This window comes from Paracidovorax anthurii (assembly GCF_003269065.1).
GTDB lineage: Bacteria > Pseudomonadota > Gammaproteobacteria > Burkholderiales > Burkholderiaceae_C > Paracidovorax > Paracidovorax anthurii.
Genome location: NZ_QLTA01000024.1, coordinates 49,857 through 73,585, shown reverse-complemented (window position 1 = coordinate 73,585; position 23,729 = coordinate 49,857). Strand labels below are relative to the sequence as shown.

The window sequence follows — 23,729 nt, the reverse complement described above, 5'->3', positions numbered from 1 at the left end:
GACTTCACTCATAAAAACGGAATTGAAGTGAACTTCACTTCTATTCTCATGAGCGTTTGTAGTGCTAAGCACTAGTTCCGAAGAACTTGGCACTCGCCATCAAACGCCCACGCTTATCGGCTGTATATTTTTAATGAACCAGAAGTCAGAATCTCTTTTTTTCTTCTCGCTTTGCTGCAATCAGCAGAGCCTCGAATTCTAACAGCTTTTTTAAAGTCCTGTCAAACTTTGTGGTTATTCGCTTTTCTCAACCGCCGCAACCTTCGTTGCAGCCGCCCCAATCAGCGAAGCCTTGAATCATACACCAGTTTTTAACACCAGCACAACTCGCAGCAGAAAGAATTCTCTTCTCTCTCAACCCACCAACCTCGCCATCGCAGCGCATCACCCCGGAGGAATCACGCTTTTGAGTAGCGAAGCCCGCTAGTATAGCAAGAAATTCTTCCAGCAAAGCAATCGGCTGGGAGAAAGTGATCTTCCTCAGCTTCCCCTTCATCTCATGGCACTTATTTCTCTTCTCGATGCCCAGTTGGCTTTCGGACATACACCACTGCTGGACCATGCGGACTTCTCTCTATCAGCCGGCGAGCGCGTGGGGCTGATAGGTCGCAATGGTGCCGGCAAGTCATCGCTGCTCAAGATCATTGGCGGTATTGCACAACCAGATGACGGTGCCCTGCACATCCAGCAAGGAACCCGCATCGCCTACGTTGCACAGGAGCCTCTTCTAGATTCACAGCACAGCGTCTTCCAGTCCACGGCCGCCGGTTTGGCGAATGTGGTGGCTCTTCGCGAAAGGTATGCGAATGCGAGTGGTGCAGATCTCGATGCGCTACAGACGGAAATTGAGGCGGTGGACGGATGGAATTGGGAACGGCGCGTGGACGAAACGCTGCAGCGTCTGCATCTTGATCCCGATGCCCGTGTCGGCGACCTCTCCGGCGGCCTGAAAAAGCGCGTTGCCCTGGCGCAGGCGTTGGTGGCGCGTCCCGACGTGCTGCTGCTTGACGAACCCACCAACCACCTCGATCTGGATTCCATCGAATGGCTGGAAGAGCTTCTTCTGGCCTTTCCGGGCAGTGTCGTCACCATCACCCACGACAGGGCATTCCTGGATCGCATTTCCACCCGCATCGTTGAACTCGATCGTGGCCACCTGCTGTCTTATCCAGGCAATTTTGCGCAGTACGTGCAGCAGAAGGCGGAACAGCTGGCCCAGGAGGCGGTGATCGCAGCCAAGGCGGACAAGCTGCTGGCCCAGGAAGAGGTGTGGATCCGCAAAGGCGTCGAGGCCCGGCGCACCCGCAGCCAGAGCCGGATCAGCCGACTGGAAGCGCTGCGTGCAAGCCGGGCCGCCCGCCGGGATGTGCTGGGTAGCGTCAGGATGGACGTTGCTGCCGGATCACAGTCGGGCTACCAGGGAAAGATCGTTGCCGAACTCGCCCATGTGACGACGGCCTTCGGCGACAAGACGATCGTCCGAGATTTCTCTGCGACAGTCCTGCGCGGAGACAAGGTGGGCCTGGTCGGTCCGAATGGCGCGGGCAAAACCACATTGCTGAAGTTGATCCTGGGCGAGTTGCCACCTGACAGTGGAACCATTCGGCGCGGGGCCCACCTCGACGTCGCCTATTTCGATCAGATGCGCCATGCACTGGATCTGGACGCCACGCTTGAAGACTTCATCAGTCCCGGGAGCGAATGGATCGAGATCGGCAAGCAGCGCAAGCACGTCAAGAGCTACCTGACCGATTTCCTCTTTTCCCCAGCCCGCGCCCAATCCCCCGTTCGATCGCTTTCCGGCGGAGAGCGCAACCGGCTGCTGCTCGCCCGGCTTTTCGCACGTCCCGCCAATGTCCTGGTGCTGGACGAGCCCACCAACGATCTGGACATCGAAACCCTCGACCTGCTGGAAGAACTGCTCCAGTCTTATGAAGGCACCGTGTTCCTGGTGAGCCACGACCGGACGTTCCTGGACAACGTGGTCACCAGCACGATCGCCTACGAAGGCAACGCCCAGTGGCGTGAATACGAGGGCGGGGTCCAGGACTGGCTGATCCAGTCCCGCCGCAGCCAGCAGCTTGCGGCGCCCTCCGCAGGCAAAACGCCTGCGCCGGAGCAGACTGACAGCAAAATCACACCGATGTCGCCGTCTTTACAGCAAAGTTCGCTATCAAAAAAGAAGCTTAGCTATAAGGAGCAACGAGAGTTGGAGCAGCTTCCCCTGCGTATCGAGGCGCTGGAGGCCGAGCAAAAGGAGATTCAGGAAGCGTTGGCGGATGGCACCCTGTATGTCCGGGATGGAACGCACGCTGCCGCCCTGCATACCCGGGAGGGTGAAATCGAAGAGGAGTTGATGGCAGCGCTCGAACGATGGACAGCCCTGTCCGAGTGAAACACCTCCGGCGCCAAGAGGCGCCTGGATGTTCTAGATGCGGTGGTGCAACCGATCGGTGGCACCGCGCAGGCGCGTGATCAAGGCGGACGCAATCTGCGTCAGGGGAAGCACCTCGTCGGCAGCGCCATGAGCGATCGCCTCTCGGGGCATACCGAAGACGATGCAACTGGCCTCATCCTGCACGTAGTTGTAGCTACCGGCGTCCTTCATTTCACGCATGGCGGCAGCGCCGTCGTTGCCCATGCCGGTCAGCATGATGCCGAAAGCATTCTTGCCCACGACAGCCGCAGCGGATTTGAAGAGCACTTCTACCGACGGCTTGTGCCGATTGACCGGTGGGCCATCATCCACCACCGCCACATAGTTCGCCCCGCTGCGCGCCACGTGGAATTGCTTTCCACCCGGAGCAATGTAGGCATGACCCGGGAGAATGCGCTCACCGTTTACCGCTTCCTTCACCGTGATCTGGCACAAGCCGTTGAGCCGGGCCGCAAAGCTCGTTGTGAATCCGGGGGGCATGTGCTGCGTGATCACGATGGCAGGTGAATCCGCCGGCATCTGCACCAGCACCTCGCGGATGGCTTCCGTCCCACCCGTCGATGCACCTATGCAGATGAGCTTTTCTGTGGATACGCGGCCCAGCAGCGTGGCAGCGGAGGTTGGAGCCGTGGAAGCCCCCCCACCGGAATGGGCCGGCGCGCTGGCGGGCCGGGCCACGGGAGCCCGCCGCACCTGGGCGACGGCAGCCACGCGGATCTTGTCGACGATCTGCGCTGCCAGCTCGTTCAATCCGCTGGAGAGCCCCACGCGCGGCTTGGCGACGAAATCCACCGCCCCCAACTCCAGCGCCTTCATAGTGACTTCCGCACCGCGCTCCGTCAGCGTCGAGATCATGACCACAGGCATGGGCCGCAGGCGCATGAGCCGACCGAGGAAGTCGATTCCATCCATGCGCGGCATTTCGACATCCAGAGTAATCACATCGGGATTCATCTCGCGAATCATCTCCCGGGCGATCAGAGGGTCGTTAGCCGTCCCGACACACTCCATATCATGCTGGCGATTGATGATTTCCGACAGCAGACTGCGCACCAGCGCAGAGTCATCCACCACGATCACACGGATCTTCCTGCTCATTCCCTCTTATCCTTCTCAATCAAAAAAGATCCACCGATCCACCTGCGGTAGCCTTGGCCACCGTTGCAGCATTGCCGCGCACGTCCTGAGCCACCAAGGCCTCTGGATGTGCATGGGCCAACCGCTTGACCATGGCCTTGCCTGTCACGGGAAAGAACACGACTTTGCGTGGATAGATATCAAGCACATCATCCGACACGATGGGGATTCGCTCTGTCTGCAGGTAGTTCAGCACAAAGTTGGTATTGCGCTCCCCCACGTTCATTGTGGTGAAGTTGTGCATTACTTGCCCACCCCCGAAAACCTTTGCCTGCATGGTTTCGCGCCGGGCACCCAGCTTCAGCATTTCATTGATGAGCAGCTCCATCGCATAAGAGCCATAGCGACCCGAGACATCATTGGAGTCGCCATCTGGCAGCATGAAGTGATTCATGCCCCCTACTCGGCTACGGCTGTCCCAGAGGCAAGCCGCAATACAAGAACCCAGGACTGTCATGATCACAAGGCTCTCATCCGAGACGAAATACTCCCCGGGCAATACCTTGACAGCGTTGTGTTGGAAATGGTGATCAAAAAAGAAGAAAGAGGCCTCTCCCGGGCGCCGCTGGCGCGCCTTCAGCTCCTGCAAGGTCGACTGCTTTGCGGAAGCAGCAGGCGTACCCGAGTAAATGTCTGCACTCAACGGGGCGATGCGCGGCGCCCTGCGACGCTCGATCGAGTCGATTGCCGAAGGGGGCGATGAAGCTCCAGACACAGGAAGAGAGCCAGGGCGGTTTTGGGTCATGAGAGGCTTCTTGCGGAATGCGGCCGGTCATCGGCGCTCGTACACGGTTTTGCCGCGCAGATTGAAAAGATCACGGGATTCACTGAAGTTCTCCGCGTGCCCGACGAAAAGCATCCCCCCCGGCTTGAGCACACGGTGGATCCGCTCCAAAACCCGACGCTGCGTAGGAGCATCAAAGTAAATCATCACGTTCCGGCAAAAGACCACATCGAAAGGCTCGCGGAACGGCCAATCATCACGAATCAGGTTCACGCTCATGAACTCGATGGCGCGTCTCAACTCGGGCTTCACGCGCGAAAGACCTGCATTCGCAGCCTTGCCCCGCAAAAAGAATTTTTGAAGCCGCTCCGGACTTAGTCCTTTCACACTGTCGAGTCGATAGACCCCTTCCGACGCCGTCGCAAGCACGCGAGAGTCGATATCACTGGCTGTCAGCTTGAAAGATGCATTGGTACCAAGCGCCTCGAACGCGGTCATCACAATCGAATACGGCTCCTCTCCTGTAGATGCGGCATTGCACCAGACACTCCAAGGGCCCGCAGGACGAGTTCGCAACAGGTTCGCCAGAATCTCGAAATGGTGCTGCTCACGAAAGAATGCCGTGAGATTGGTGGTCAGAGCGTTCACAAACTCCTGCCACTCTGGCCCATCATGGTTTTCCAGCCAACTCAGATAGTCGTGGAAACTGGAATGCCCCGTCTCTCTCAGACGCCGGGAAAGCCGGCTGTAGACCATGGCATGTTTTCCATCGTGGAGGCTGATCCCAGCCCGCTGATAGATCAGTGCCTGTACGCGAGAAAAGTCCGCGTTGGTCCAGACGAATTCACGCCCCTGGGCCAAGGGCCCCGAGGGCGGTGCGGCAGCACTGGAGTCCGCCACACCGCGCGGGGGTACAGAAGAGGAGGAGGTCTGGCGCATCTTGGATTCAATTCCGCTTTTCTATGGGTAGGTACGCATACCAGCGCAACGTCCACGCCTCTGCCACATATGCGGGGAGATCTGGCGCACTGCTGATCTCCTCAACCAACTCAATCCTGGGTGGACACAAGACCCATGTCCGGACTGGACATGAGCTTCTCGATGTCCAAGAGGATCAGCATTCGCTCCCCCACAGAACCGAGTCCGACGATGCAATTACTGTCAATGCTGCTTTCAATATCAGGGGCCAAGCGGATCTGGTCAGAAGCCAACTCCATGACGTCACTCACCGAATCCACCACGATGCCAACGACACGGCTACGAAGATTCAAGATGATGACGACGGTAAAGCTGTTGTATTCAGCCTTCGAACAATCGAACTTGAGACGCATGTCCACGATAGGAACGATGGTCCCCCGCAGATTCGTGACACCCTTGATGAATTCCGGCGCGTTGGCGATGCGGGTCGGAGGCTCATACCCTCGAATCTCCTGCACCTTCAGGATGTCGATTCCATACTCTTCCTGGTCCAGCCGGAAGGTCAGGTACTCACGCGCACCCGCCACAGCCGCGCCAGCCACTTCGTTCGTTTTTTCCATCACATTCGCCATGGTGACTCTCCTTCACACTGCATTGCGGCCAATCAATGGCGCACACGGCGAACCAGGGCACCTGTGTCCAGAATCAATGCCACGGTGCCATCGCCCAAGATAGTGGCACCCGATACATTGGGTACCTTGCGGTAATTGGTTTCCAGGTTTTTCACCACAACCTGATGCTGCCCCAGCAATTCGTCCACCAGCAGGGCCACACGGCTGCCATCCGCTTCCACGACAACCATGATGTTGCTCGATTTACTCTGATCGATGCGCGGCACCTGGAAGATTCTCTCCAGCGCGATGACAGGCATGTATTCATCACGGACCTTCACGAGCTGGGAGCCCTGCGCAACCGTGTTCACGTCGTCCGGATTGACCTGGAAGGACTCGACCACGGAAGAAAGCGGCAGGATATACACCTCTTCGCCCACGCCCACCGACATGCCATCCATGATGGCCAGCGTGAGTGGCAGGCGCACGGACACGCGCATGCCATAGCCTTCGGCGGAGTCGATCTCGACGGATCCGTTGAGGGCCGCGATGTTTTTCTTGACCACATCCATCCCTACGCCACGCCCCGACACATCGGTCACTTCATCGGCCGTGGAGAAGCCCGGGGCGAAAATGAGGCCCCAGACATCCTGATCGCTCATCTGGTCGGACACCTCCAACCCGCGCTCGCGGGCCTTGCGCAGAATCTTCTCGCGCGAAAGTCCACGCCCGTCGTCACGCACTTCGATCACGATGGAACCACCCTGGTGCGATGCGGACAAGGTGATGGTTCCGTGCTCGGACTTACCAGCGGCCAATCGGTCCGCAGGCATTTCGATGCCATGGTCGCAACTATTGCGCACCAGATGGGTCAGCGGGTCGGTGATCTTCTCGACCAAACTCTTGTCCAGTTCCGTGGCTTCGCCCAAGGTCACCAGATCCACTTTCTTGCCCAATTTGTTGGCCAGATCACGGAGCATTCGGGGGAAGCGGCTGAACACGATGGACATGGGAATCATGCGAATCGACATCACCGATTCCTGCAGATCCCGCGTGTTGCGATCGAGGTCGGCCAACCCAGCGAGAAGCTGCTGATACACCGCACCATCGAGCCCGCGGCTGTTCTGGGCCAGCATGGCTTGCGTGATGACCAACTCACCGACCAGGTTGATCAACTGGTCCACCTTGTTCACCGCGACACGGATGGTGGTGGACTCCATTTGCGCCTGGCTGACGGCCTTGGGTTCTGCTGCACGGCCTGCCGCGGGAGACGATCTGGAAGCAGCCGCGTCCGAACCACCCACCACGGCCGAGGCTTCGCTACGTTCAGCTGGAATTCCAGGAGCGCCAGGGAAGAAGCCATAGGGCGCATCCAGCATGCCACTGGGCACCGTTGAAGAGCTAGCCCCCCCTCCCGCCGCCTCGGCTGGCGCACTCGGAGAATCGGCCACGGCGTCCCCGGCGACATCGATACGAACCTGCTCCTTCGACACATGGAATGCGAACAAATCCAGCAGATCGTCATTGGTGGACGTGGTTTCCACCGCAAACACCCGAATATCGGCTTGGTCAGATGAAATATCGCGAATGCTGCCGAGGCCTGGAATATCCCGGAAGAGATCCTTGATGGCATCGGCCTGCTCCGCTCTTTCAATCGGGCCGATCCGGATCGCCAACGAGCGCGCCATGCCAGGTACGGCAGGCTTCAATGCAGGTTCAGCGGCTGGAGCGATATCTGCCTTTGAAGGAGCGACCGGTGCCGGTGCAGGCGCTGGCGCAGGAGTCGGAGCAGGAGAAGCGGTAGGGACGACTCCCGCCGCCAGTTCGCTGATGCGACGCACCAAATCACCCGTCGACAAGGCTTCGCCCTGCCCACCCGCTTGATGCCGCGCCAACAGGCTGCGGGATGCATCGGCAGACTCAAGCAGCACGTCCACCATCTGGGGAATCGGCTGGAGCTCATGCCTGCGGAGGCGATCCAGCAACGATTCCATTTGGTGGGTCAATTCCGCGACATCGGAAAATCCGAAAGTGGCGGCGCCGCCCTTGATGGAATGTGCACAACGGAAAATACCGTTGAGCTCCTCGTCATTGGCTGCGCTCAGATCCAGATCAAGAAGCATGTGCTCCATCTGGTCAAGGTTTTCACCAGCCTCTTCGAAGAAGATCTGGTAGAACTGGCTGAGATCGAAGTCCGCGCCCGCGCCTTCTTGGTAGGTTTCGGCCATGGATGGCTCCCGTATGCTTTGTTGATTACGCGGTTGTCTCAGCGAATCACTTTCTGGATGACTTCGATCAGACGGTTCGGATCGAAAGGCTTCACAAGCCAACCCGTCGCCCCCGCGGTACGACCTGCCTGCTTCATCTGATCACTGGATTCCGTGGTCAATATCAGGATGGGAATGGTCTTGAAGCGCGGATGTTCGCGCAGCTTGCGGGTAAGCCCGATACCGTCGAGGCGCGGCATGTTCTGATCGGCGAGCACCAGATGGATATCGTGGGTCTCGGCCTTCTCCAAGGCATCCTGGCCGTCAACAGCCTCCACCACGTGGTAACCGGCACCCGTCAAAGTGAAGGACACCATTTTGCGCATGGAGGGCGAATCATCAACGGCGAGGATCGATTGCATTTAAGGCTCCAACTCACTTGAATATATAAGGTAACCAGACGCGGCAAAGGTCAGAACAAGTCAATGGAACCAGCGTCCATTTCGCTTTGGGTAACAGGATTGGGGCGGTCGGGCGCCATTTCGGCAAACGGCGCAGCCTCCTCGCCGTCCTCCGAACCCATGGCTTCGGAAGCGAGCCTGAACGCACAGCCCTGCAATACCTTCGTCGTGTGCCATATCAGCTGCGACGCCATGTCATGGAACTGCAGTTCGGTGACCGCGCTGCGCAGCGCAGTACGCAACGCTACCAGCTCGGGAGACCCGTTGATGAGTTCATCGGAGAGGGCGCTATTGGCCTCCCCGAAGCGGGCCAGCAAATTATCCGTGGCATGGCTCAACAGGCCTTCCAGGCGGTGCAGATCGTGCATGACCACCAGCAAGGAATCCTGGAGTTCAGCGGCCACCATGACCGGAAGTTTCACTCCTGGCTCGTCAGGGCTTGTTAGCGTAGATTGCATGGTTTCTCCATGGCTGCAGGCGGCTCAGGGCACGCTAAATCCATTCCGGCAAACACACGCTGGTGGCCCGTACCACCCGCACCCGGCGCACCGCTTCGACCATTTAACAGTCGTCGCCGTACACCACCGCACAGGACAAACACAGTCGTTTGTTCCAATATGTATCCTATGATAGCGTTCATATGGCCTCAGGAGTAACGGTTAAACCCCTGCTCATCCTGCATCTCGAAGATTCCCCAGCGGACCATGCTTTGGCGTGTATTACGTTGCGCCGCGCCAACGGGATGTATGAAATCCGCCACGCCGATACGATGGAGTCGTTTATCGCGTGGCTGGATGCGGAGAGTTTCGACCTGATCCTCGCCGACTACCGCCTTCCTGGATTCACGGCGCTGGATGTCTGGCGCATCGTTTCCGGGCGCGGCAATGCCCCTCCGTTCGTACTGCTGTCCGGCGCCATTGGCGAAGCGGCAGCGGTGGATGCCATCCGGCTGGGCATGGCGGACTATCTGCTCAAGGACGACATAGCACGGCTGCCCCATGTCATCGACCGCGCCATCGAAGTGCATGAGGCCCGCCAAGCGCGAGAACAGGCCGTCAAGGAGCTGGCCGCCTCAGAGCGGCGGCTTGCGGAATTGACGGAGCACTTGCAGATTTCCATCGAAAAGGAGCGTGCAGCGATCGCCCGGGAAATCCACGACGATATCGGTGGCGCCCTGACGGCCGTGCGTTTCGACGTAGGCTGGATCACCCGGCACACTGCAGAGGACCCCATTCGCATGCACGCGGAAAGTGCAACGGAAATGCTGCAGCATGCGATCGAGGCCAGCCAGCGGATCATGATGAACCTGCGCCCTCCCATCCTCGACCAAGGGCTGGTGGCGGCAGTGCAGTGGCTGGCAGAGAGTTTCGAGCGCCGCACCGGCATTCCGACCCGGGTACATGCCCATCGGGATGCCATCGACGTACCCAGCGACATCCAGCTCGTGGCCTACCGGACGGCCCAGGAGGCCATGACCAACATATCGAAATATGCGCAAGCGCGGCATGTGACCATCGACCTCTCGGACAGCGAAGGCGTCCTGACGCTGGAAGTGACGGACGACGGCTGCGGAATGGCGCCCTCCATGCGGCACAAGCCCAAGTCCTTCGGACTGAAGGGCCTGGAAGAGCGTGCACGCACCGTGGGCGGGTGGCTGGACATCAGCAGCCAGCCCGGCCGGGGCACTTCCGTCATTGTCTCGATCCCACTGGGAGCGCCTCCGGCCACCGAAGCGGGAGACCCAGGAGAAATGCCATGATCCATGTCGTGCTGTGCGACGACCATGCGGTGCTGCGGCGCGGCATCCGGGATACGCTCACCGACGCGCCGGACATCCAGGTCACCGGAGAGGCTGGTGGCTATTCGGAGTTGCGGGAAACCTTGCGCAAGGTCTCTTGCGACGTACTGCTTCTGGACCTGAACATGCCGGGCCGCAGCGGCCTTGAAGTGCTGGCGAGCCTGCGGGAAACGGATTCGGCCATCAAGGTGCTCGTGGTGTCCATGTATCCCGAGGACCAGTACGCATTGCGGTGCCTGCGCGCCGGAGCCCAGGGCTATGCCAACAAGGCCGGTGACCCGATGGAATTGATCGAAGCGGTGCGCACGGTGATGAAAGGCAGAAAATATCTGACGCCGGAGGTCGCCCAGATGCTGGCAGACAGCCTGGCCCAGCCGGCACCCGAGCTACCCCACGAGGCACTGTCCGAGCGCGAGCTCCAGACGCTGGTCAAGATTGCCTCGGGCAAGCGCCTTTCCGACATCGCCGAAGAGCTGATGCTGAGCCCCAAGACCGTGAGCGTGTACCGCTCCCGGGTGCTGGAAAAGCTCAAGCTCAGCAACAACGCCGAACTGACCGTGTATGCGATCCGCAACCAGCTGGTGTAGCAGGGCAGCCCGGCCCTAGCGCTGCGAGGCGAAAAGATCGATGGACTGCTGCATGAGCGTGAGAACCGGCTGCTCCAGCATGGGCAACGTGGCTGCGATGCCCAGCAGCCCGACCGTCAAGGTGACCGGAAAGCCGACCGAGTAGATGTTCATTTGCGGCGCAACGCGTGATATGACGCCCAGCGCCAGATTGACGAAGAGCAGCAGCGCAATCATCGGCAACGCGATCCACAAGGCACTGGAAAACAGCGAAGCTCCCAGGTCGTGCAGGCGCATCTGGCTCAGCGCCTGCATGAAGTTGCCATCCACCGGAAAGGCGTCGAAGCTCTTGACCACGGCCATGAGCACCATCAGGTGCCCATTGATGACGACGAAAAGCAGGAGCGCCATGTGCCCGAAAAAGCGCGCCACGGCGCTCACCTGGCTGCTGGTCGATGGATCGAAGAAGGACGCGAAGTTGAGGCCCATCTGCAACCCGATGACCTCCCCCGCCAATTCGACCGCGGTGAAAACGAGCCGCACGGCAAAACCGATCGCCACGCCGACCGCCACCTGCTGGGCCACCGCGCCCAACGCCTCCCTGCCATTCACGTTGATGACGGGCTGGTCCGGCAGGGCGGCCTGCGCGCACACGGCCACCAGGAAGGCCAGCCCGATCTTGACGCGGACCGGAATGCTGCGCATGGAAAAGACCGGCGCGACCATGAACATGGCCAGCACGCGCAGGAAGGGCCACAGCACCGGCGAGAGCCAGGCCATGATCTGCGCTTCGGAGAAAGTGATCACGTCACGACCGAGGGGATCGACTCGATGATGCGCCGGATGTAGTCCACCAGCGTGGTGATCATCCAGGGCCCGATGACCGCGAACACGACCATGGCGGCGATCAGCTTGGGCACGAAGGCCAGCGTGGCTTCGTGGATCTGGGTCACCGCCTGGAAGATGCTCACCAGCAGCCCCACCGCCATCACCACGCCAAGGACGGGCATGGACACCATGAGCAGCAGCGTGAGCGCATCGCGCCCCATCGTCAGCACCATTTGGGAGGTCATGTCCGTTTTCCTTCTCAGTGATCTTCAGGTCACGAAGCTGGCGGCGAGCGAGCCGATCAGCAGATTCCAGCCATCCGCCAGCACGAAGAGCATGAGCTTGAAGGGCAGCGCCACCAGCACGGGCGAGAGCATCATCATGCCCAGCGACATCAGGATGCTGGAGACGACCATGTCGATGACCAGAAACGGGATGAAGATCATGAAACCGATCTGGAAGGCCGATTTGAGTTCGCTGGTGACGAACGCGGGAACCAGAACGCGCATAGGCGCGGTTTCCGCCGTGGCTCCGGGCTCAAGTTTCGCCAGGCGCGCGAACAGGGAGAAATCCGACTGGCGCGTTTGCTTGAGCATGAACGCGCGCATAGGCGCCTCGGCCCGCTCCACTGCCTGCTCGAAGGTGATGGCATTGGTGGTGTAGGGCAGATAAGCGTCCTGGTACACCCGGTCGAAGGTGGGGCCCATGACGAAGAACGTCAGGAACAGGGACAGGCCGACGATGACCTGGTTCGGCGGCGCGGACTGCGTTCCGATCGCCTGCCGGAGCAGGGAGAGCACGATGACGATGCGCGTGAAGCCGGTCATCATGAGAAGCACGGCCGGCAGGAACGAAAGTGCCGTGAAAAACAGCAGCGTCTGGATCGGCACGGAGTAGCTGGCGCCCCCCGATCCAGAGCCCACGAGCACGGGCAACGAGCCTCCGGGCACCTGCGCCCAGGCTGCGGGTGCATGCAAAAGCGCCGCGGCCAGCAATGCCGCTGCCCCTGCGGCCCTCCAAGCGCTGCACGAAAGCGGGGTGTGGCCGAGCGGGGCGTGGCCGAAGCGCCGCCGTTCAGCCATGAGGGGCGGGCGCATCCTGGCGCTGGGTGGCGACGACCATCTCTCCAGCAAAGGATGTGGCCGGCTGCACAGACGACATCCCCGGCCGTGCGGCGGCGGAAGGATGAAGCACATGCAGGCACTGCACATGCTGGGCCGTGACCCCCAGCACCAGCCATACGCGCTGGTGCTCGGGCCCGACTTCCACGGTCACGACGCGCTGCTGCGGGCCCACGGCCACGGCGGACAGCACCTTGGCAGAGGCACCGGCCCCCGGCCCGAGCACGCCGGCCTGGCGCTGCTGAAGACGACGGATAAGCCATGGCAGCAATGCCACCGCCGCAATGAACAGGACAACGACGACCAGCGTCTGCGCCATTCCGGCGCCTGCGGCGTTATCCACGGCTCACGCGGCGCAGCCGCTCCGAGGGCGTGACCACGTCGGTCAGGCGGATACCGAACTTGTCGTTGACCACCACCACTTCACCCTGGGCGATGAGGTAGCCATTGACCAGCACGTCCATCGGCTCCCCCGCGAGCGCATCCAGCTCCACCACCGAGCCTTGTGCCAGCTGCAGGATGTACTTGATCGGCACCTTGGTGCGGCCCAGTTCCACGGAAAGCTGGACCGGGATGTCGAGCACCATGTTGATGTCGTTGACCGGAGCCTCGTTGCTCGACGAGTAAGGCCGCACGGGCTCGCCCGCCAGCGGCCCCCCTTGATCGGCCTCGGGAACATCGTCGGAGCGCTTCTGCTCCTCCAGGGCTTCGGCCCAGCCTGCGAACGGATCGTCCGCCGCGTTCTTGCCGTCGTTGTCGCCTTCAGTTGACATTCTTTTCTCCCAGCCAGTTCAGATCCGGGTTGCGCAGGCACTCCTCGATCCGTATGGCGTACTTGGAATTGTGCGTGCCGTACTGGCACTCGAAGATGGGCACGCCCCCGATGGAGGCGCGGATGCGGGGCTCCCGGTCCAGCTCGATGAAGTCACCGGGCTTCATGGCCAGCAGTTGCTCCACCGTGGCATCGGCGCGCGCCAGCTCGGCCACCAGGGTCACTTCCGCGGCCTGGATCTCGCGCGTCAGCACGCGCACCCAGCGGCGATCCACCTCGATGGAGTCGCCTTGCGTCGAGGAGTAGAGCACGTCGCGGATCGGCTCCAGCGTGGCATACGGCATGCAGACGTGGATGGCGCCCGAGAGGTCGCCGATTTCCAGCTGGAAGGCCGTGGAAACCACGATTTCGCTGGGGGTGGCGATGTTGGCGAACTGGGGCTGCATCTCGGAGCGCTGGTATTCCAGCTCCAGCGGGTAGATGCCGTGCCACGCCTTCTTGTACTCGGTGCAGATCACGTCCACCAGCCGGTTGATCACGCGCTGCTCGGTGGGCGAGAAATCGCGCCCCTCGATCCGCGTCTGGAACTTGCCCACGCCGCCATACAGGGTGTCGATGATGCCGAACACCAGCGAGGGTTCGCAGACGATGAGCCCGCTGCCGCGCAGCGGCCGGATGGCCACGATGTTGAAATTGGTCGGCACCGCCAGCTCGCGCAGGAAGGCGCTGTAGCGTTGCACGGAAACCGTTCCCACCGAGATCTCGGGGCTGCGGCGGATGAAGTTGAAGAGGCCGATACGGAAGTTGCGCGCGAACCGCTCGTTGACGATTTCCATCGTCGGCATGCGGCCGCGGACGATGCGCTCCTGGCTGGAGATGTCGTAGTTGCGGACCGAGCCGGTTTCCGCGGCCTCCTCGACGGATTTCTGGCTCTCGCCGGTGACCCCTTCCAGCAGGGCATCGACTTCTTCCTGGGAAAGGAATGATTCGCTCATGGGAAATCTCCGGCCTAGGTCACTGGATGATGAAACTGGAGAAGAGCACCTGCCGCACGGGATTGGTGTCCGCTTTGGGGCGAGGGGCCTCGTCGCCCTCTTCCTCTTCCTCGCTGGCGGGCCGCTTGCGGGGCTTGGGGGCGGTATAGCCCAGCGGGCGGGACACCTCGCGCCGGATGTCGACGGCCAGCTTCTCCTTGCCCTCGCGGCCCAGAAGCTCCTGGGCCGTGCGCTGGGACACGAGCATCAGGATGGCGCTGCGGATGCTGGGCAGGTACTGCTTGACCATGTCGGAGGTCTTGGCATCGGCCAGTTCCAGGGTGATGCCGATCTGGGCGAAGCGCTCGCCCCCCGGGTCCGCCAGGTTGACGACCATGTTCTCGATCGGCAGGAACGTGGGCGCGGTCTTCGGCGCGGTGGCCTTGGGAGCATGCGCGCCCTCTTCCTCATCGGCGGCGGCATGGTTGCGCTTGGCCAGGATGAACCAGGCCGCGCCACCGCCGGCCAGCACCAGCACCGCGACGATGGCGATGATGAGAACCAGCTTCTTGCTCTTGGGCTTGGCGGGAGCTGCGGCAGGAGGATTGGCGGACACGTTGGGGTTCCTTGCGCAACGGGGTCATCGGGACAGGAAGGGCGGACACTCGCGGGGAACGGGGCCTGGCGCCTTCGCCACCGGCCACGCACCTCACTCATGGACGCATTATTGGGCACGGCCTCGGCCAATAATAGCCAGAATAAAGGCCGAAACCACTGCTTTCAGGCGGGTTGCGGCCGTGCCCTGCCCCCCGCTCAACCCACCGCGCCAAAGAACCCAGGCCGCTGCCCGGCCCGGCGCTCAGACAAAGATGTCGAGCGCCCGGTCCGATGGCGCGGAAGGGCGGGCCACGGCGCCGGCTGCCTGGGGCACCCCGGCCTGAACCCGCGCAACCCGCGCGCCGTCGCCCCGCGAAGAGGACCGCCCCGCGTCATCGCCCGCGGAGCCGCCGCCGGACTGGCCCACGGTGACCCCCGCCAGCTCCAGCCCTTCGCCCCGCAGCAGTTCGCGAAGCTGGGCCACGCTGGTATCCAGCATGTCGCGGGTGTGAGACTGGTCGCTGCGGAATGCCACGTGCGCTTCATTGCCCGAAAGGGACACGGTGACCTCGACCGGCTGACCATCGCGGTCGATCGTGAGTTCGGCGTTCTGCGTCTTCTGGTGCACCCAGTAGGCCACCTGCTCCGCGATCTGGTCTTCCATGGGGATCTGCGAAGGATCGGCCATGGTGGCGGAGCCCTCGGCGGACACACCGCCCCCTCCGGAAGACAGGGCCTGCCCGTTCTCATTCGCGCCCACCGGTGGTACGGCGGCGCGATCCACCGCCCCCCCGGAAGCGGTGCCGGCGTCTCCCCGGCCCGCGCCCTGCAGCGCCGTGGCGGCCATCTCCACAATGCCCTGGGACGACGGGGAAGGCTCACCGCTGCGCCCCGCCATGGGCGCGCCCACGGGCATCGCCATGCCGTCACGCCGCTCCGCGCCCGTCTGGGATGCGGCCATGCCTGCAGCCGCGAGGCCTTCGGCGGCACCCGTCCGGACCTCGCCCTTGCGCGCCAGGCCCAGGGCATCCGATCCACCCACCCCTCCGGTGTCCCCCCCCGCCAATCCGGCCGGGGCATTGGCGGCGGCGTGCGGCGCACGCCCGGCGCCCATGCGGGCCGTGGCCTGGCCCCGGCCCATGCCTGCCGTGGAAGCACCCGACAGGTCCGCCGCGCCATCGATGAGGCTGGTCTGGCTCACGAGGCTGCTGGCATCCATCAACCCGCTGGCGCGCAGGGGCTGCGCGCCAGCCGCACCGGACAGGGCCGGCGACGCCCAACCGGCCGTGATGGCCGCAGGCAACACGCCCTGCAGGGCGGCCAGGGGGTCCGATGGGCCGGACTGGGTGCCGGTCAGCGCGGCGGCCGGGTCCGTCGCCGCATCCACGGCGACCGAGCCGTCCTGGGACAACAGGCCGTTTCCACCGGGCAGCCCGGCATCGCCAGAGAGGCCGGTGTCGCCCAGCGACGCGAGCAGCATCGAAAAGCCGCCCTGGCTGGCATCCACGCTTTCCGAGCCGGGCGCGGCATTCGTGCCCGCGGCCTTGCCGGCACCCCGTGCACCCCGGGTTTCGTGGCCGGACTGGGCCGAGGACGCGCCCCGGGAAATGCGATGGTGGGTATCCGTATTCATCATGGCTCCTCTGGCCCGCGAAGGCCCTGCCCCGCACCTGGGGACTTGCCGAACCGCAGCGCGGCGCGCTCGTCCGTTTGTTTCTGATCCCGCCGCGCCTCGGCCTGCTCGATGTCGCGGCGACGCTTTTCCACCACCTTGCGCAGCGCTGCCACGCGCAACTCGGCCTCCAGCAGCGCCTGGCCCGCGGCCCGCACCCGGCCCTCCTGCTCACCCACCACGTTGCCCTGCAGACCCATGGCATGCCCGAGCCGGTCCATGAATTGGTAGTGGTGGCCCATGACTTCGGGCTTGACGACCGCATCGGCCCGCATGCCCCAGCGCCCCTCGGTTTCCTGGGCGTAGTTCTGGAGCTGCTGCAATTGCATCTCGGACGCATGGCGCGCGCGCTGCATGTCCTGCAGCGTCTGCCGCGCGGCGTCGCGCTGGCGCTCGGCCATTTCGACGGCGACGAGGAATGCGTTGAGGGAGGCCATGGCGAAGGTCCTTCTTCCCGGCGTGCCGTCAGGCCTGCGGGCCCAGCACGGCCACCATGGACTGCAGGCTGTCCTGCATGGGGGCGGCATCGAACATGTTCTGCTGCAGGAAGGCGGCCATGGCCGGCTGCAGGCGGATGGCCTCGTCCAGCGCCGGATCCGAGCCGCTCATGTAGGCGCCCACCTGGATCAGGTCGCGGCTCTTCTGGTAGCGCGAATAGACGGCACGGAACCGGCGCGCCAGGTCGAAATGCTCGCGCGAGGCCACGTTGTGCATCACGCGCGACGCCGACTGCTCGATGTCGATGGCCGGGAAGTGCCCCGTCTCGGCCAGCGCTCGGGAGAGCACGATGTGCCCGTCCAGGATGGCGCGCGCCGCGTCGGCGATGGGGTCCTGCTGGTCGTCGCCCTCGGAGAGCACGGTATAGAAGGCCGTGATGGAGCCCACGCCGTGCAGCCCGTTGCCGCTGCGCTCCACCAGGGCGGGCAGCTTGGCGAAGCAACTGGGCGGATAGCCCTTGGTGGCCGGCGGCTCGCCGATGGCCAGGGCGATCTCGCGCTGGGCCATGGCGTAGCGCGTGAGCGAATCCATGAGCAGCAGCACGTGCTTGCCCTTGTCGCGGAAATGCTCGGCGATGGCCGTGGCATAGGCGGCGCCCTGCATGCGCAGCAGCGGCGGCGCGTCGGCCGGCGCAGCCACGACCACGGCGCGGCCCCGGTCCTGCTCGCCCAGGATGTCCTCGACGAATTCCTTGACCTCGCGCCCCCGCTCGCCAATGAGGCCCACGACGATGACGTCGGCCTGGGTGTAGCGCGCCATCATGCCCAGCAGCACGCTCTTGCCCACGCCGGACCCCGCGAACAGGCCCAGGCGCTGCCCCCGCCCCACGGTGAGCAGGGCATTGATCGCGCGCACGCCGGTGTCCAGCATCTCCCGCACGGGGTCGCGGTCCATGGCGTTGATCTGGCGCCGGTCCATGGGCTCGGAGGACACATCCACCACCGGCCCGCCATGGTCGAGCGGCAGGCCCTGCGAGTCCACCACCCGCCCCAGCAGCCCGTCGCCCATGGGCAGGCGCAGCACGCCGGCGGCGCTGGACGGCTTCGTCGCATCGCCCAGGCGCGGCACCGGAATGTACGGAGCCGCAGGAACGACGCTCGCGCCGCTCGAAAGCCCGTGGATGTCGCCGGCGGGCATCAGGAAGGCACGGTCGGCGGAGAAACCCACCACCTCGGCGAGCACGGCCTCCTGCCCGGGCATCTGCACCGTGCATTGCGACCCCACGGGAACACGGATGCCGGCCGCCTCCAGCACGAGGCCCGTCAGGCGGGTGAGCGTGCCGCAGGTTTCCAGGGGCGCACCCTCCGCCACGCGCGCGCGGGCATCGGCCATGAACGCGGCCCAGGAGGACTCCTCCACGCCCGGGCTGGCGGGCGACAGGGTTTCAGTCATGGCCGTCCTCCTCGATCTTCCAGGCGGACGACAGCCCGAGCGCCGCGATGGCGCGGCGCCAGCGCTTGTCCAGCGAGCCGTCCACCACGGTTCCGGCGGACTCCACGAGGCAGTTGCCCTGCGCCACGGCCGCATCGGGCACCCACTGCACCTTGGCGCCCGCGTAGGCCTCGGTCAGGGGTTGCTCCAGGAAGGCCCAGTCCGCCGGGTGGATGCGCACCGTGGCCGGGCGGCCCTCGGCCACCAGCATGCCCAGCGCCTCGCGCACCACCGGCAACAGCGCCTGGGGGCCGGAGGCCAGTTCCTGCCGGATCACCTGGCGGGCGATGTCGCAGGCCAGCTCCAGCACCTCGTGCGCCATGCGCTGCTGCAGCTCGGCCAGGCTCTCCTCGGTGGTTCGCACCAGGTGGTCGAGGCGGGCGGCGACCTGCTGCCCCTCGCCGGCGATGTAGTCGTCCATGCGCTGCTGCCAGGCCAGCGTGGTCTCTTCCTCGCCCAGGGCCTTGCCCTGGGCGAAGGCCTCCTGCCGCGCGGCCTCGATGGCGGCCAGGTGGGTTTCCTCGTCGATGCCGGCCGGCAGCAGCTCTTCCGGGTCCGGCTCGGCGGCTGGCGGCACGGCGTCGGAGCCATCCACGGCGCCGAAACGCCACTGCGTCACATCGCCGATCTCCTCGCTCGGGATGAAACGCGTGTAGGCGCCGCGCGGGCTATACGAATGCGTCATCGCCACCGCCTCCGATCACGATCTGGCCCTCATCCGAGAGCCGCCGTACGGTCTTGAGGATTTCCTTCTGCTGCGCCTCGACCTCCGACAGCCGCATGGGGCCGCGCGACTCCAGGTCCTCGCGCATGGCTTCGGCCGCGCGGGAAGACATGTTGGAGAGGAATTTTTCGCGCAGCTCGGGCTGCGCGCCCTTGAGCGCGACCACCAGGGTTTCGGAGGCCACCTCGCGCAGCACGGTCTGGATGGAGCGGTCGTCGAGCTTCATCACGTCGTCGAAGACGAACATCTTGTCCATGATCTTCTGCGCGAGGTCCGGGTCGTAGCCCCGGATCGATTCGAGCACCACCGTGTCCATGTTGGAGCCCAGCAGGTTGATGATCTCGGCCGCGGCCTTGACGCCGCCCAGCGAGCTCTTGCGGATCTTGTCGCCGCCGGCCAGCACCTTGAAGAGCACCTCGTTGAGGTCCTTGAGCGCGGTGGGCTGGATGCCTTCGAGCGTGGCCACGCGCAGCAGCACCTCGCCGCGCTGGCGGTCGGTGAGTTGCATGAGCACCGCGGCGGACTGCTCCGGGTCGAGGTGCACGAGGATGGCCGCGACGATCTGCGGGTGTTCGTTGCGCAGCAGCTCGGCCACGGAGAGCGGGTCCATCCACTTCAGGCTCTCGATGCCCGAGACGTCGCCGCCCTGCAGGATCCGGTCGATCAGCAACGCGGCCTTGTCGTCGCCCAGCGCGCGCTTGAGCACCGAGCGCACGTAGTTGCTGGTGTCCGACACCAGCAGGCTCTGCGCCGCGGCATCGTTGGAGAAGCGGTTGATGACCTCGTCCACCTTCTCCTTGGACACGGAGCGCATGCGGGCGATGGTCTCGCCGAGCTTCTGCACCTCCTTCGGGGAGAGGTGCTTGAACACCTCGGCGGCTTCCTCCTCGCCGAGGGACATCAGCAGGATCGCCGCGTCGTTCAGGCCTTGCTCATCCATGGAAGGTCACTCGGTGGAAGGGGTGGGTGTGGATCAGGGCAGTCATCGCCGCCATCATCGGTGCATGCGGCGCGCGTTTCAAGCGTCGCCATTCACCCAGGTCTTCAGGATATTGGCCACGGCCATCGGATTGCCCTTGGCCAGCACGCGCGCCTCGTCCAGGCGCAGTTGCTCGGGGGTCTGGATGAGGTCTTCCGGCTTCGAGGGCGCGGCCAGCGCCGGACGCTCGGGCTGGTCGGCCTCGATCGCGTCCACCTGCCGGCGCTGCGCCACGGCGGGCGCTGCGCTCGGCGCGTTCATGCCCTTGATGGCGGGACGCACCAGCCCCAGCAGCACCAGGGCGGCGAACAGCGACATGCCCACGGGCCAGCCCAGGCTCTTGGCCAGCTCGATCACCTCGGGCTGCTTCCACAGGGGCAGCTCCACGGCCGGCGTGTTGTCCACCAGGAACTGGGTGTTCATGATGTTCACCGAGTCGCCGCGGTCCTTGCTGTAGCCGATGGTCTCGCGCACTAGGGCCGTCATCTGTTCGAGCTGCTCGGGCGTGAGGGCCTTGGCGACCGGAGGCCTGCCGGAACCTTCCGCCACGGCCTGGTAGTTGACCACCACGGCCGCGCTCACGCGCTTGATGGCGCCGCTGCCGGCCCGGGTCACGCGCACGGTCTTGTCCACCTCATAGTTGGTGATGGACTCGCGCTTGGAACCCACGGCCTGCCCCTGCTGGCCGTTGCCGGCGTTGGGGGCGGGGTTGGCGCCGTTGATCGGGGCGGTCGAAGGCTGGGGGGGCTGGTTGCTGGCCGCGCCCGGCACGCCGCTGGGCGGCTGGTTGCCCTGGTTGCCCGAGCTCTCGACGACCTGCTGGCTGCGCACGGCGCTGCTGTCGGGGGTCTGGTTGGGGCGGTGCTGCTCGGAGGTCTGCTCCGTCTGGGTGAAATCCACCTCGGCGGTCACCTGGGCCTTCACGTTGTTCTTGCCGACCACGGGCTCCAGGATGTCGAGGATTCGCCGGGTGTACTGCTGCTCGATCTGCTGCACGTAGGACAGCTGCTGGGCATCGGTATTGTTGCCGGCGGCCGAATCGGGCGATTGCGACAGCAGCTTGCCCGAGTCGTCGAGCACGCTGACGGCCGAGGGCGCCATCTCGGGCACGCTGGAGGCCACCAGGTGCACGATGCCGGCGAGCTGGGCGCGGTCGAGGAAACGGCCGGGGTAGAGGCTCAGCAGCACGGAGGCCGAGGGCTTCTGCTGCTCGCGGAAGAAGCCGTTCTGGTTGGGCAGGGCCAGGTGCACGCGGGCACTCTGCACCGACGACAGGGCCTGGATGGAGCGGGTCAGCTCGCCCTCCAGGCCACGCTGGAAGTTGAGCCGCTCCTGGAACTGGGTCACGCCGAAGCGGTTGGTTTCCATCAGCTCGAAGCCGGTCACCGAGCCCTTGGGCAGCCCCTGCGTGGCCAGCCGCAGGCGCACATCGTGCACGCGCTCGGCGGGCACCAGGATCGCGCCGCCGCCTTCCGCGTACTTGTAGGGCACGTTCATCGTGGAGAGCTGGGCCACGATGGCACCGCCGTCCTTGTCGTTCAGGTTGGCGAACAGCACCTTGTAGTCGGGCTGGCGGTTGAACACCACGGCCGCGATCACGGCCGCCACGAGCAGCGCCACACCCACCCCGAACCGCAGGCGCTTCGCGCGGTCGAGCGCGGAAAAGCGCTGCAGCAGCGAGGGAGCGCCGGGGCTGGAAGGAGGAGCAACGGGGATTTCGGCGACTGCGGACATGGTGCTTTCCAAGAGGGCCGACACGGCACACGGAGTCTGGCGTGCCGCGATTATTGGGCGCCCCCGCCCCGCCCGGCGCCCGGATAAGCCCCCCGTTTTCCCATTTATTCCCCAGGATGCCCCGGCGGCGCACGCCTAGGATTGCACCATCCCGAAACCCTCCCGCGAACCGCCATGGACCTCCGCATCTCCAGCTCCACAGCCCCCCTCACGGGCGCCGGCCTGGCGCGCCGTGCCACGGCCGCCCCGGAGGCCTCCGGGCAGGACGTCGGCTTTTCCTCCGCGCTCAAGGGCGCGCTGCAGTCGGTCAGCGCCGCCCAGAACCGCGCCTCCAACCTGCAGCAGGAAGTGCAGATGGAGAACCCCGCCGTCAGCCTGGAGGAAACCATGGTCGCCATCCAGAAGGCCCAGGTCGGCTTCCAGGCCACCCTGCACGTGCGCAACCGGATGGTGCAGGCCTATACCGACATCATGAACATGCAGGTCTGCCCCCCCGAGTCCACGCCGGGGCAGCAGCTGGAAAACTCACTTTTTAATAGCAAACAAGATAGAAAATACGGCGACATGGAGGGTATTTCTTCCCCAATCCTTCCAAGATAAGCCGCCTCACGCCAAAAAAAAAGCCTCGCACCCCATGAAAGGGTGCGAGGCTTTTTCCTTTGCCGGCCAGGGGCTCCCGACAGGCCCGGCCACCACCGGGGTGCCGCCCGTGCGGCCGGGTCAGTGAACGATCACGGGCTGGCGGTCGAACAGGTGCTCGAACTGCGCGAGCCAGGGCTCGGCCAGGCAGCGGATCTGGGCGTCGTTGCGCAGGATGCGCTGCATGATGCGGGTCTTCTCGCGGCGGTGCTCCGGCAGCAGTTCCTGGTCCTGGGACTGGAAGCGAAGCTGCTCGATCAGGACCGCGCAGGCCCCCTCGCAGCGCACGACCTCGTCCCAGTCCTTCAGTCTGGCCGCCTCCAGCATCCGGGCGCTGCTGTCTTCGATGGCTTTGTAATAGTCGATGAGCATATTGGACATTTCTCTTACTCCCCTCAGGTCGAGCGGCGCGTCTCCAGGCCGATCTCGCTCCAGCCCTGTGCCACGGGGACAATCAGGTTGACCACTTCCTCCACCAGGGACACGTCATTGCGCAGGTTGGCCATGGTCAGGCGACCGACGCAATAGTCGTAGAGGGAGCGCAGGTTCACGGACAGCTCGCCACCCATGGGGCTGAGCCCTCCCTTCAGGCCCTCTTCCAGGATGCGGACGGCCTTGCCGAGGTGCCGCCCCTTTTCCTCCACCTCGCCGCGCTGCATGGAGCCGCGCGCGGCATTGAGCGACTGCATCAGGCCCTCGAAGAGCATCTGGATCAGCTGGTGCGGCGATGCGCCGTCCACGCTGGACTGGACGCCCACCTGACGATAGACCGAGGCTGCGCGGGAACTGACTGGCGTATACATCGAGGACTCCTTCATGCTGCTTACCTTCTTTATCGGCAGATGTGGGGAGAACTCAAGGGCATTCTGTGCGGGATGAAGCCAGGCTGCGGACCATGGGG

The 23,729-nt window shown here is 64.0% G+C and carries 26 protein-coding genes and 1 pseudogene; 4 read left to right on the top strand and 23 right to left on the bottom strand.

Annotated features, from left to right (window positions below):
- Positions 1 to 247 precede the first annotated feature (247 nt).
- Complete coding sequence (locus AX018_RS24805; protein WP_146749306.1) at positions 248 to 544, bottom strand: hypothetical protein; 297 nt, start codon at positions 542 to 544, stop codon at positions 248 to 250.
- Here AX018_RS24805 and AX018_RS13315 point away from each other — a divergent pair.
- A complete protein-coding gene (locus tag AX018_RS13315; protein ID WP_111877767.1) occupies positions 500 to 2,395 on the top strand; it encodes an ATP-binding cassette domain-containing protein in 1,896 nt (631 codons plus the stop codon). The genes AX018_RS24805 and AX018_RS13315 overlap by 45 nt on opposite strands.
- A 33-nt stretch (positions 2,396 to 2,428) precedes the next feature.
- Here AX018_RS13315 and AX018_RS13310 read toward each other — a convergent pair whose 3' ends face one another.
- The 7 genes from AX018_RS13310 to AX018_RS13280 form a co-directional block, all read right to left on the bottom strand.
- A complete protein-coding gene (locus AX018_RS13310) occupies positions 2,429 to 3,535 on the bottom strand; it encodes a protein-glutamate methylesterase/protein-glutamine glutaminase (protein ID WP_111877766.1) in 1,107 nt (368 codons plus the stop codon).
- 19 nt (positions 3,536 to 3,554) lie between these two features.
- Positions 3,555 to 4,319, bottom strand: coding sequence for a chemoreceptor glutamine deamidase CheD (gene cheD, locus AX018_RS13305; protein WP_111877765.1), 765 nt, complete (start codon positions 4,317 to 4,319; stop codon positions 3,555 to 3,557).
- Between the two features lie 27 nt (positions 4,320 to 4,346).
- Entirely contained in the window at positions 4,347 to 5,237 is an 891-nt protein-coding gene (locus tag AX018_RS13300) for a CheR family methyltransferase (protein WP_111877764.1), read from the bottom strand.
- A gap of 110 nt (positions 5,238 to 5,347) precedes the next feature.
- Positions 5,348 to 5,848, bottom strand: a complete 501-nt coding sequence (locus tag AX018_RS13295) for a chemotaxis protein CheW (protein WP_111877763.1) — start codon at positions 5,846 to 5,848, stop codon at positions 5,348 to 5,350.
- Between the two features lie 32 nt (positions 5,849 to 5,880).
- Positions 5,881 to 8,055 carry a chemotaxis protein CheW gene (locus AX018_RS13290; RefSeq protein ID WP_111877762.1) on the bottom strand — a complete coding sequence of 725 codons (2,175 nt, stop codon included), beginning with the start codon at positions 8,053 to 8,055 and terminating at the stop codon, positions 5,881 to 5,883.
- A 38-nt stretch (positions 8,056 to 8,093) separates the two neighbouring features.
- The gene (locus AX018_RS13285) at positions 8,094 to 8,456 is read right to left on the bottom strand and encodes a response regulator (protein WP_111877761.1); all 363 of its coding nucleotides are present in this window, start codon (positions 8,454 to 8,456) and stop codon (positions 8,094 to 8,096) included.
- A 50-nt stretch (positions 8,457 to 8,506) separates the two neighbouring features.
- Positions 8,507 to 8,953 (bottom strand): hypothetical protein, encoded by a 447-nt coding sequence (locus AX018_RS13280; RefSeq protein ID WP_111877760.1) that lies wholly within the window; start codon positions 8,951 to 8,953, stop codon positions 8,507 to 8,509.
- A gap of 182 nt (positions 8,954 to 9,135) precedes the next feature.
- Here AX018_RS13280 and AX018_RS13275 point away from each other — a divergent pair, with 182 nt between their 5' ends.
- The gene (locus AX018_RS13275) at positions 9,136 to 10,254 is read left to right on the top strand and encodes a hybrid sensor histidine kinase/response regulator (RefSeq protein WP_111877759.1); all 1,119 of its coding nucleotides are present in this window, start codon (positions 9,136 to 9,138) and stop codon (positions 10,252 to 10,254) included.
- Complete coding sequence (locus tag AX018_RS13270; protein WP_111877758.1) at positions 10,251 to 10,880, top strand: response regulator; 630 nt, start codon at positions 10,251 to 10,253, stop codon at positions 10,878 to 10,880. Before AX018_RS13275 ends, AX018_RS13270 begins: the two co-directional genes overlap by 4 nt.
- Positions 10,881 to 10,895: 15 nt before the next feature.
- Here the strand turns inward: AX018_RS13270 and fliR are convergent, their stop codons facing one another.
- The 13 genes from fliR to fliF all read right to left on the bottom strand — a co-directional run bounded on the left by fliR (position 10,896) and on the right by fliF (position 22,189).
- Positions 10,896 to 11,666, bottom strand: coding sequence for a flagellar biosynthetic protein FliR (fliR, locus tag AX018_RS13265; RefSeq protein ID WP_111877757.1), 771 nt, complete (start codon positions 11,664 to 11,666; stop codon positions 10,896 to 10,898).
- Positions 11,663 to 11,932 (bottom strand): flagellar biosynthesis protein FliQ, encoded by a 270-nt coding sequence (gene fliQ, locus AX018_RS13260; protein ID WP_111877756.1) that lies wholly within the window; start codon positions 11,930 to 11,932, stop codon positions 11,663 to 11,665. The genes fliR and fliQ overlap by 4 nt, the downstream gene beginning before the upstream one ends.
- Positions 11,933 to 11,956: 24 nt before the next feature.
- Positions 11,957 to 12,769, bottom strand: coding sequence for a flagellar type III secretion system pore protein FliP (fliP, locus tag AX018_RS13255; protein ID WP_245951543.1), 813 nt, complete (start codon positions 12,767 to 12,769; stop codon positions 11,957 to 11,959).
- Positions 12,762 to 13,127 (bottom strand): FliO/MopB family protein, encoded by a 366-nt coding sequence (locus tag AX018_RS13250; protein ID WP_111877754.1) that lies wholly within the window; start codon positions 13,125 to 13,127, stop codon positions 12,762 to 12,764. Before AX018_RS13250 ends, fliP begins: the two co-directional genes overlap by 8 nt.
- 16 nt (positions 13,128 to 13,143) lie before the next feature.
- Positions 13,144 to 13,581: a flagellar motor switch protein FliN gene (fliN, locus tag AX018_RS13245; RefSeq protein WP_111877753.1), complete on the bottom strand. Its 438-nt coding sequence runs from the start codon at positions 13,579 to 13,581 to the stop codon at positions 13,144 to 13,146.
- The gene (gene fliM, locus AX018_RS13240) at positions 13,571 to 14,575 is read right to left on the bottom strand and encodes a flagellar motor switch protein FliM (RefSeq protein WP_111877752.1); all 1,005 of its coding nucleotides are present in this window, start codon (positions 14,573 to 14,575) and stop codon (positions 13,571 to 13,573) included. The genes fliN and fliM overlap by 11 nt, the downstream gene beginning before the upstream one ends.
- Before the next feature lie 19 nt (positions 14,576 to 14,594).
- Positions 14,595 to 15,170: a flagellar basal body-associated FliL family protein gene (locus AX018_RS13235; RefSeq protein WP_111877751.1), complete on the bottom strand. Its 576-nt coding sequence runs from the start codon at positions 15,168 to 15,170 to the stop codon at positions 14,595 to 14,597.
- A 243-nt stretch (positions 15,171 to 15,413) separates the two neighbouring features.
- Positions 15,414 to 16,784, bottom strand: coding sequence for a flagellar hook-length control protein FliK (locus AX018_RS13230; RefSeq protein WP_111877750.1), 1,371 nt, complete (start codon positions 16,782 to 16,784; stop codon positions 15,414 to 15,416).
- Complete coding sequence (fliJ, locus tag AX018_RS13225; RefSeq protein WP_111877749.1) at positions 16,784 to 17,260, bottom strand: flagellar export protein FliJ; 477 nt, start codon at positions 17,258 to 17,260, stop codon at positions 16,784 to 16,786. The genes AX018_RS13230 and fliJ overlap by 1 nt, the downstream gene beginning before the upstream one ends.
- 28 nt (positions 17,261 to 17,288) lie before the next feature.
- A complete protein-coding gene (fliI, locus tag AX018_RS13220) occupies positions 17,289 to 18,713 on the bottom strand; it encodes a flagellar protein export ATPase FliI (protein WP_111877748.1) in 1,425 nt (474 codons plus the stop codon).
- The gene (locus AX018_RS13215; protein WP_111877747.1) at positions 18,706 to 19,437 is read right to left on the bottom strand and encodes a FliH/SctL family protein; all 732 of its coding nucleotides are present in this window, start codon (positions 19,435 to 19,437) and stop codon (positions 18,706 to 18,708) included. The genes fliI and AX018_RS13215 overlap by 8 nt, the downstream gene beginning before the upstream one ends.
- Positions 19,421 to 20,416, bottom strand: coding sequence for a flagellar motor switch protein FliG (gene fliG / locus AX018_RS13210; protein ID WP_111877746.1), 996 nt, complete (start codon positions 20,414 to 20,416; stop codon positions 19,421 to 19,423). Before fliG ends, AX018_RS13215 begins: the two co-directional genes overlap by 17 nt.
- Before the next feature lie 78 nt (positions 20,417 to 20,494).
- A complete protein-coding gene (fliF, locus tag AX018_RS13205) occupies positions 20,495 to 22,189 on the bottom strand; it encodes a flagellar basal-body MS-ring/collar protein FliF (RefSeq protein ID WP_111877772.1) in 1,695 nt (564 codons plus the stop codon).
- 174 nt (positions 22,190 to 22,363) lie between these two features.
- On the opposite strand from fliF, the pseudogene fliE reads away from it, so the two are divergent.
- Positions 22,364 to 22,675: pseudogene (gene fliE, locus AX018_RS13200) on the top strand (flagellar hook-basal body complex protein FliE); the annotation flags it as partial.
- A 234-nt stretch (positions 22,676 to 22,909) separates the two neighbouring features.
- Here the strand turns inward: fliE and AX018_RS13195 are convergent.
- Together AX018_RS13195 and fliS are read right to left on the bottom strand one after the other, a co-directional pair.
- Entirely contained in the window at positions 22,910 to 23,209 is a 300-nt protein-coding gene (locus AX018_RS13195; RefSeq protein ID WP_111877745.1) for a flagellar protein FliT, read from the bottom strand.
- A 14-nt stretch (positions 23,210 to 23,223) separates the two neighbouring features.
- Entirely contained in the window at positions 23,224 to 23,631 is a 408-nt protein-coding gene (gene fliS, locus AX018_RS13190) for a flagellar export chaperone FliS (protein ID WP_111877771.1), read from the bottom strand.
- Positions 23,632 to 23,729 lie beyond the last annotated feature (98 nt).

What these genes read in the sequence shown, in the direction of transcription:
- AX018_RS13195 (WP_111877745.1), bottom strand. Translation starts at nt 23,209, where the DNA reads ATGTCCAATATGCTCATCGACTATTACAAAGCCATCGAAGACAGCAGC.
- fliJ (WP_111877749.1), bottom strand. Translation starts at nt 17,260, where the DNA reads ATGGCCTCCCTCAACGCATTCCTCGTCGCCGTCGAAATGGCCGAGCGC.
- fliI (WP_111877748.1), bottom strand. Translation starts at nt 18,713, where the DNA reads ATGACTGAAACCCTGTCGCCCGCCAGCCCGGGCGTGGAGGAGTCCTCC.
- AX018_RS13285 (WP_111877761.1), bottom strand. Translation starts at nt 8,456, where the DNA reads ATGCAATCGATCCTCGCCGTTGATGATTCGCCCTCCATGCGCAAAATG.
- fliN (WP_111877753.1), bottom strand. Translation starts at nt 13,581, where the DNA reads ATGTCAACTGAAGGCGACAACGACGGCAAGAACGCGGCGGACGATCCG.
- cheD (WP_111877765.1), bottom strand. Translation starts at nt 4,319, where the DNA reads ATGACCCAAAACCGCCCTGGCTCTCTTCCTGTGTCTGGAGCTTCATCG.
- AX018_RS13280 (WP_111877760.1), bottom strand. Translation starts at nt 8,953, where the DNA reads ATGCAATCTACGCTAACAAGCCCTGACGAGCCAGGAGTGAAACTTCCG.
- AX018_RS13215 (WP_111877747.1), bottom strand. Translation starts at nt 19,437, where the DNA reads ATGACGCATTCGTATAGCCCGCGCGGCGCCTACACGCGTTTCATCCCG.
- fliQ (WP_111877756.1), bottom strand. Translation starts at nt 11,932, where the DNA reads ATGACCTCCCAAATGGTGCTGACGATGGGGCGCGATGCGCTCACGCTG.
- fliF (WP_111877772.1), bottom strand. Translation starts at nt 22,189, where the DNA reads ATGTCCGCAGTCGCCGAAATCCCCGTTGCTCCTCCTTCCAGCCCCGGC.
- AX018_RS13310 (WP_111877766.1), bottom strand. Translation starts at nt 3,535, where the DNA reads ATGAGCAGGAAGATCCGTGTGATCGTGGTGGATGACTCTGCGCTGGTG.
- AX018_RS13290 (WP_111877762.1), bottom strand. Translation starts at nt 8,055, where the DNA reads ATGGCCGAAACCTACCAAGAAGGCGCGGGCGCGGACTTCGATCTCAGC.
- AX018_RS13295 (WP_111877763.1), bottom strand. Translation starts at nt 5,848, where the DNA reads ATGGCGAATGTGATGGAAAAAACGAACGAAGTGGCTGGCGCGGCTGTG.
- fliM (WP_111877752.1), bottom strand. Translation starts at nt 14,575, where the DNA reads ATGAGCGAATCATTCCTTTCCCAGGAAGAAGTCGATGCCCTGCTGGAA.
- AX018_RS13270 (WP_111877758.1), top strand. Translation starts at nt 10,251, where the DNA reads ATGATCCATGTCGTGCTGTGCGACGACCATGCGGTGCTGCGGCGCGGC.
- AX018_RS13230 (WP_111877750.1), bottom strand. Translation starts at nt 16,784, where the DNA reads ATGAATACGGATACCCACCATCGCATTTCCCGGGGCGCGTCCTCGGCC.
- fliP (WP_245951543.1), bottom strand. Translation starts at nt 12,769, where the DNA reads ATGGCTGAACGGCGGCGCTTCGGCCACGCCCCGCTCGGCCACACCCCG.
- AX018_RS13300 (WP_111877764.1), bottom strand. Translation starts at nt 5,237, where the DNA reads ATGCGCCAGACCTCCTCCTCTTCTGTACCCCCGCGCGGTGTGGCGGAC.
- fliG (WP_111877746.1), bottom strand. Translation starts at nt 20,416, where the DNA reads ATGGATGAGCAAGGCCTGAACGACGCGGCGATCCTGCTGATGTCCCTC.
- AX018_RS13275 (WP_111877759.1), top strand. Translation starts at nt 9,136, where the DNA reads ATGGCCTCAGGAGTAACGGTTAAACCCCTGCTCATCCTGCATCTCGAA.
- AX018_RS24805 (WP_146749306.1), bottom strand. Translation starts at nt 544, where the DNA reads ATGTCCGAAAGCCAACTGGGCATCGAGAAGAGAAATAAGTGCCATGAG.
- fliS (WP_111877771.1), bottom strand. Translation starts at nt 23,631, where the DNA reads ATGTATACGCCAGTCAGTTCCCGCGCAGCCTCGGTCTATCGTCAGGTG.
- AX018_RS13250 (WP_111877754.1), bottom strand. Translation starts at nt 13,127, where the DNA reads ATGGCGCAGACGCTGGTCGTCGTTGTCCTGTTCATTGCGGCGGTGGCA.
- AX018_RS13315 (WP_111877767.1), top strand. Translation starts at nt 500, where the DNA reads ATGGCACTTATTTCTCTTCTCGATGCCCAGTTGGCTTTCGGACATACA.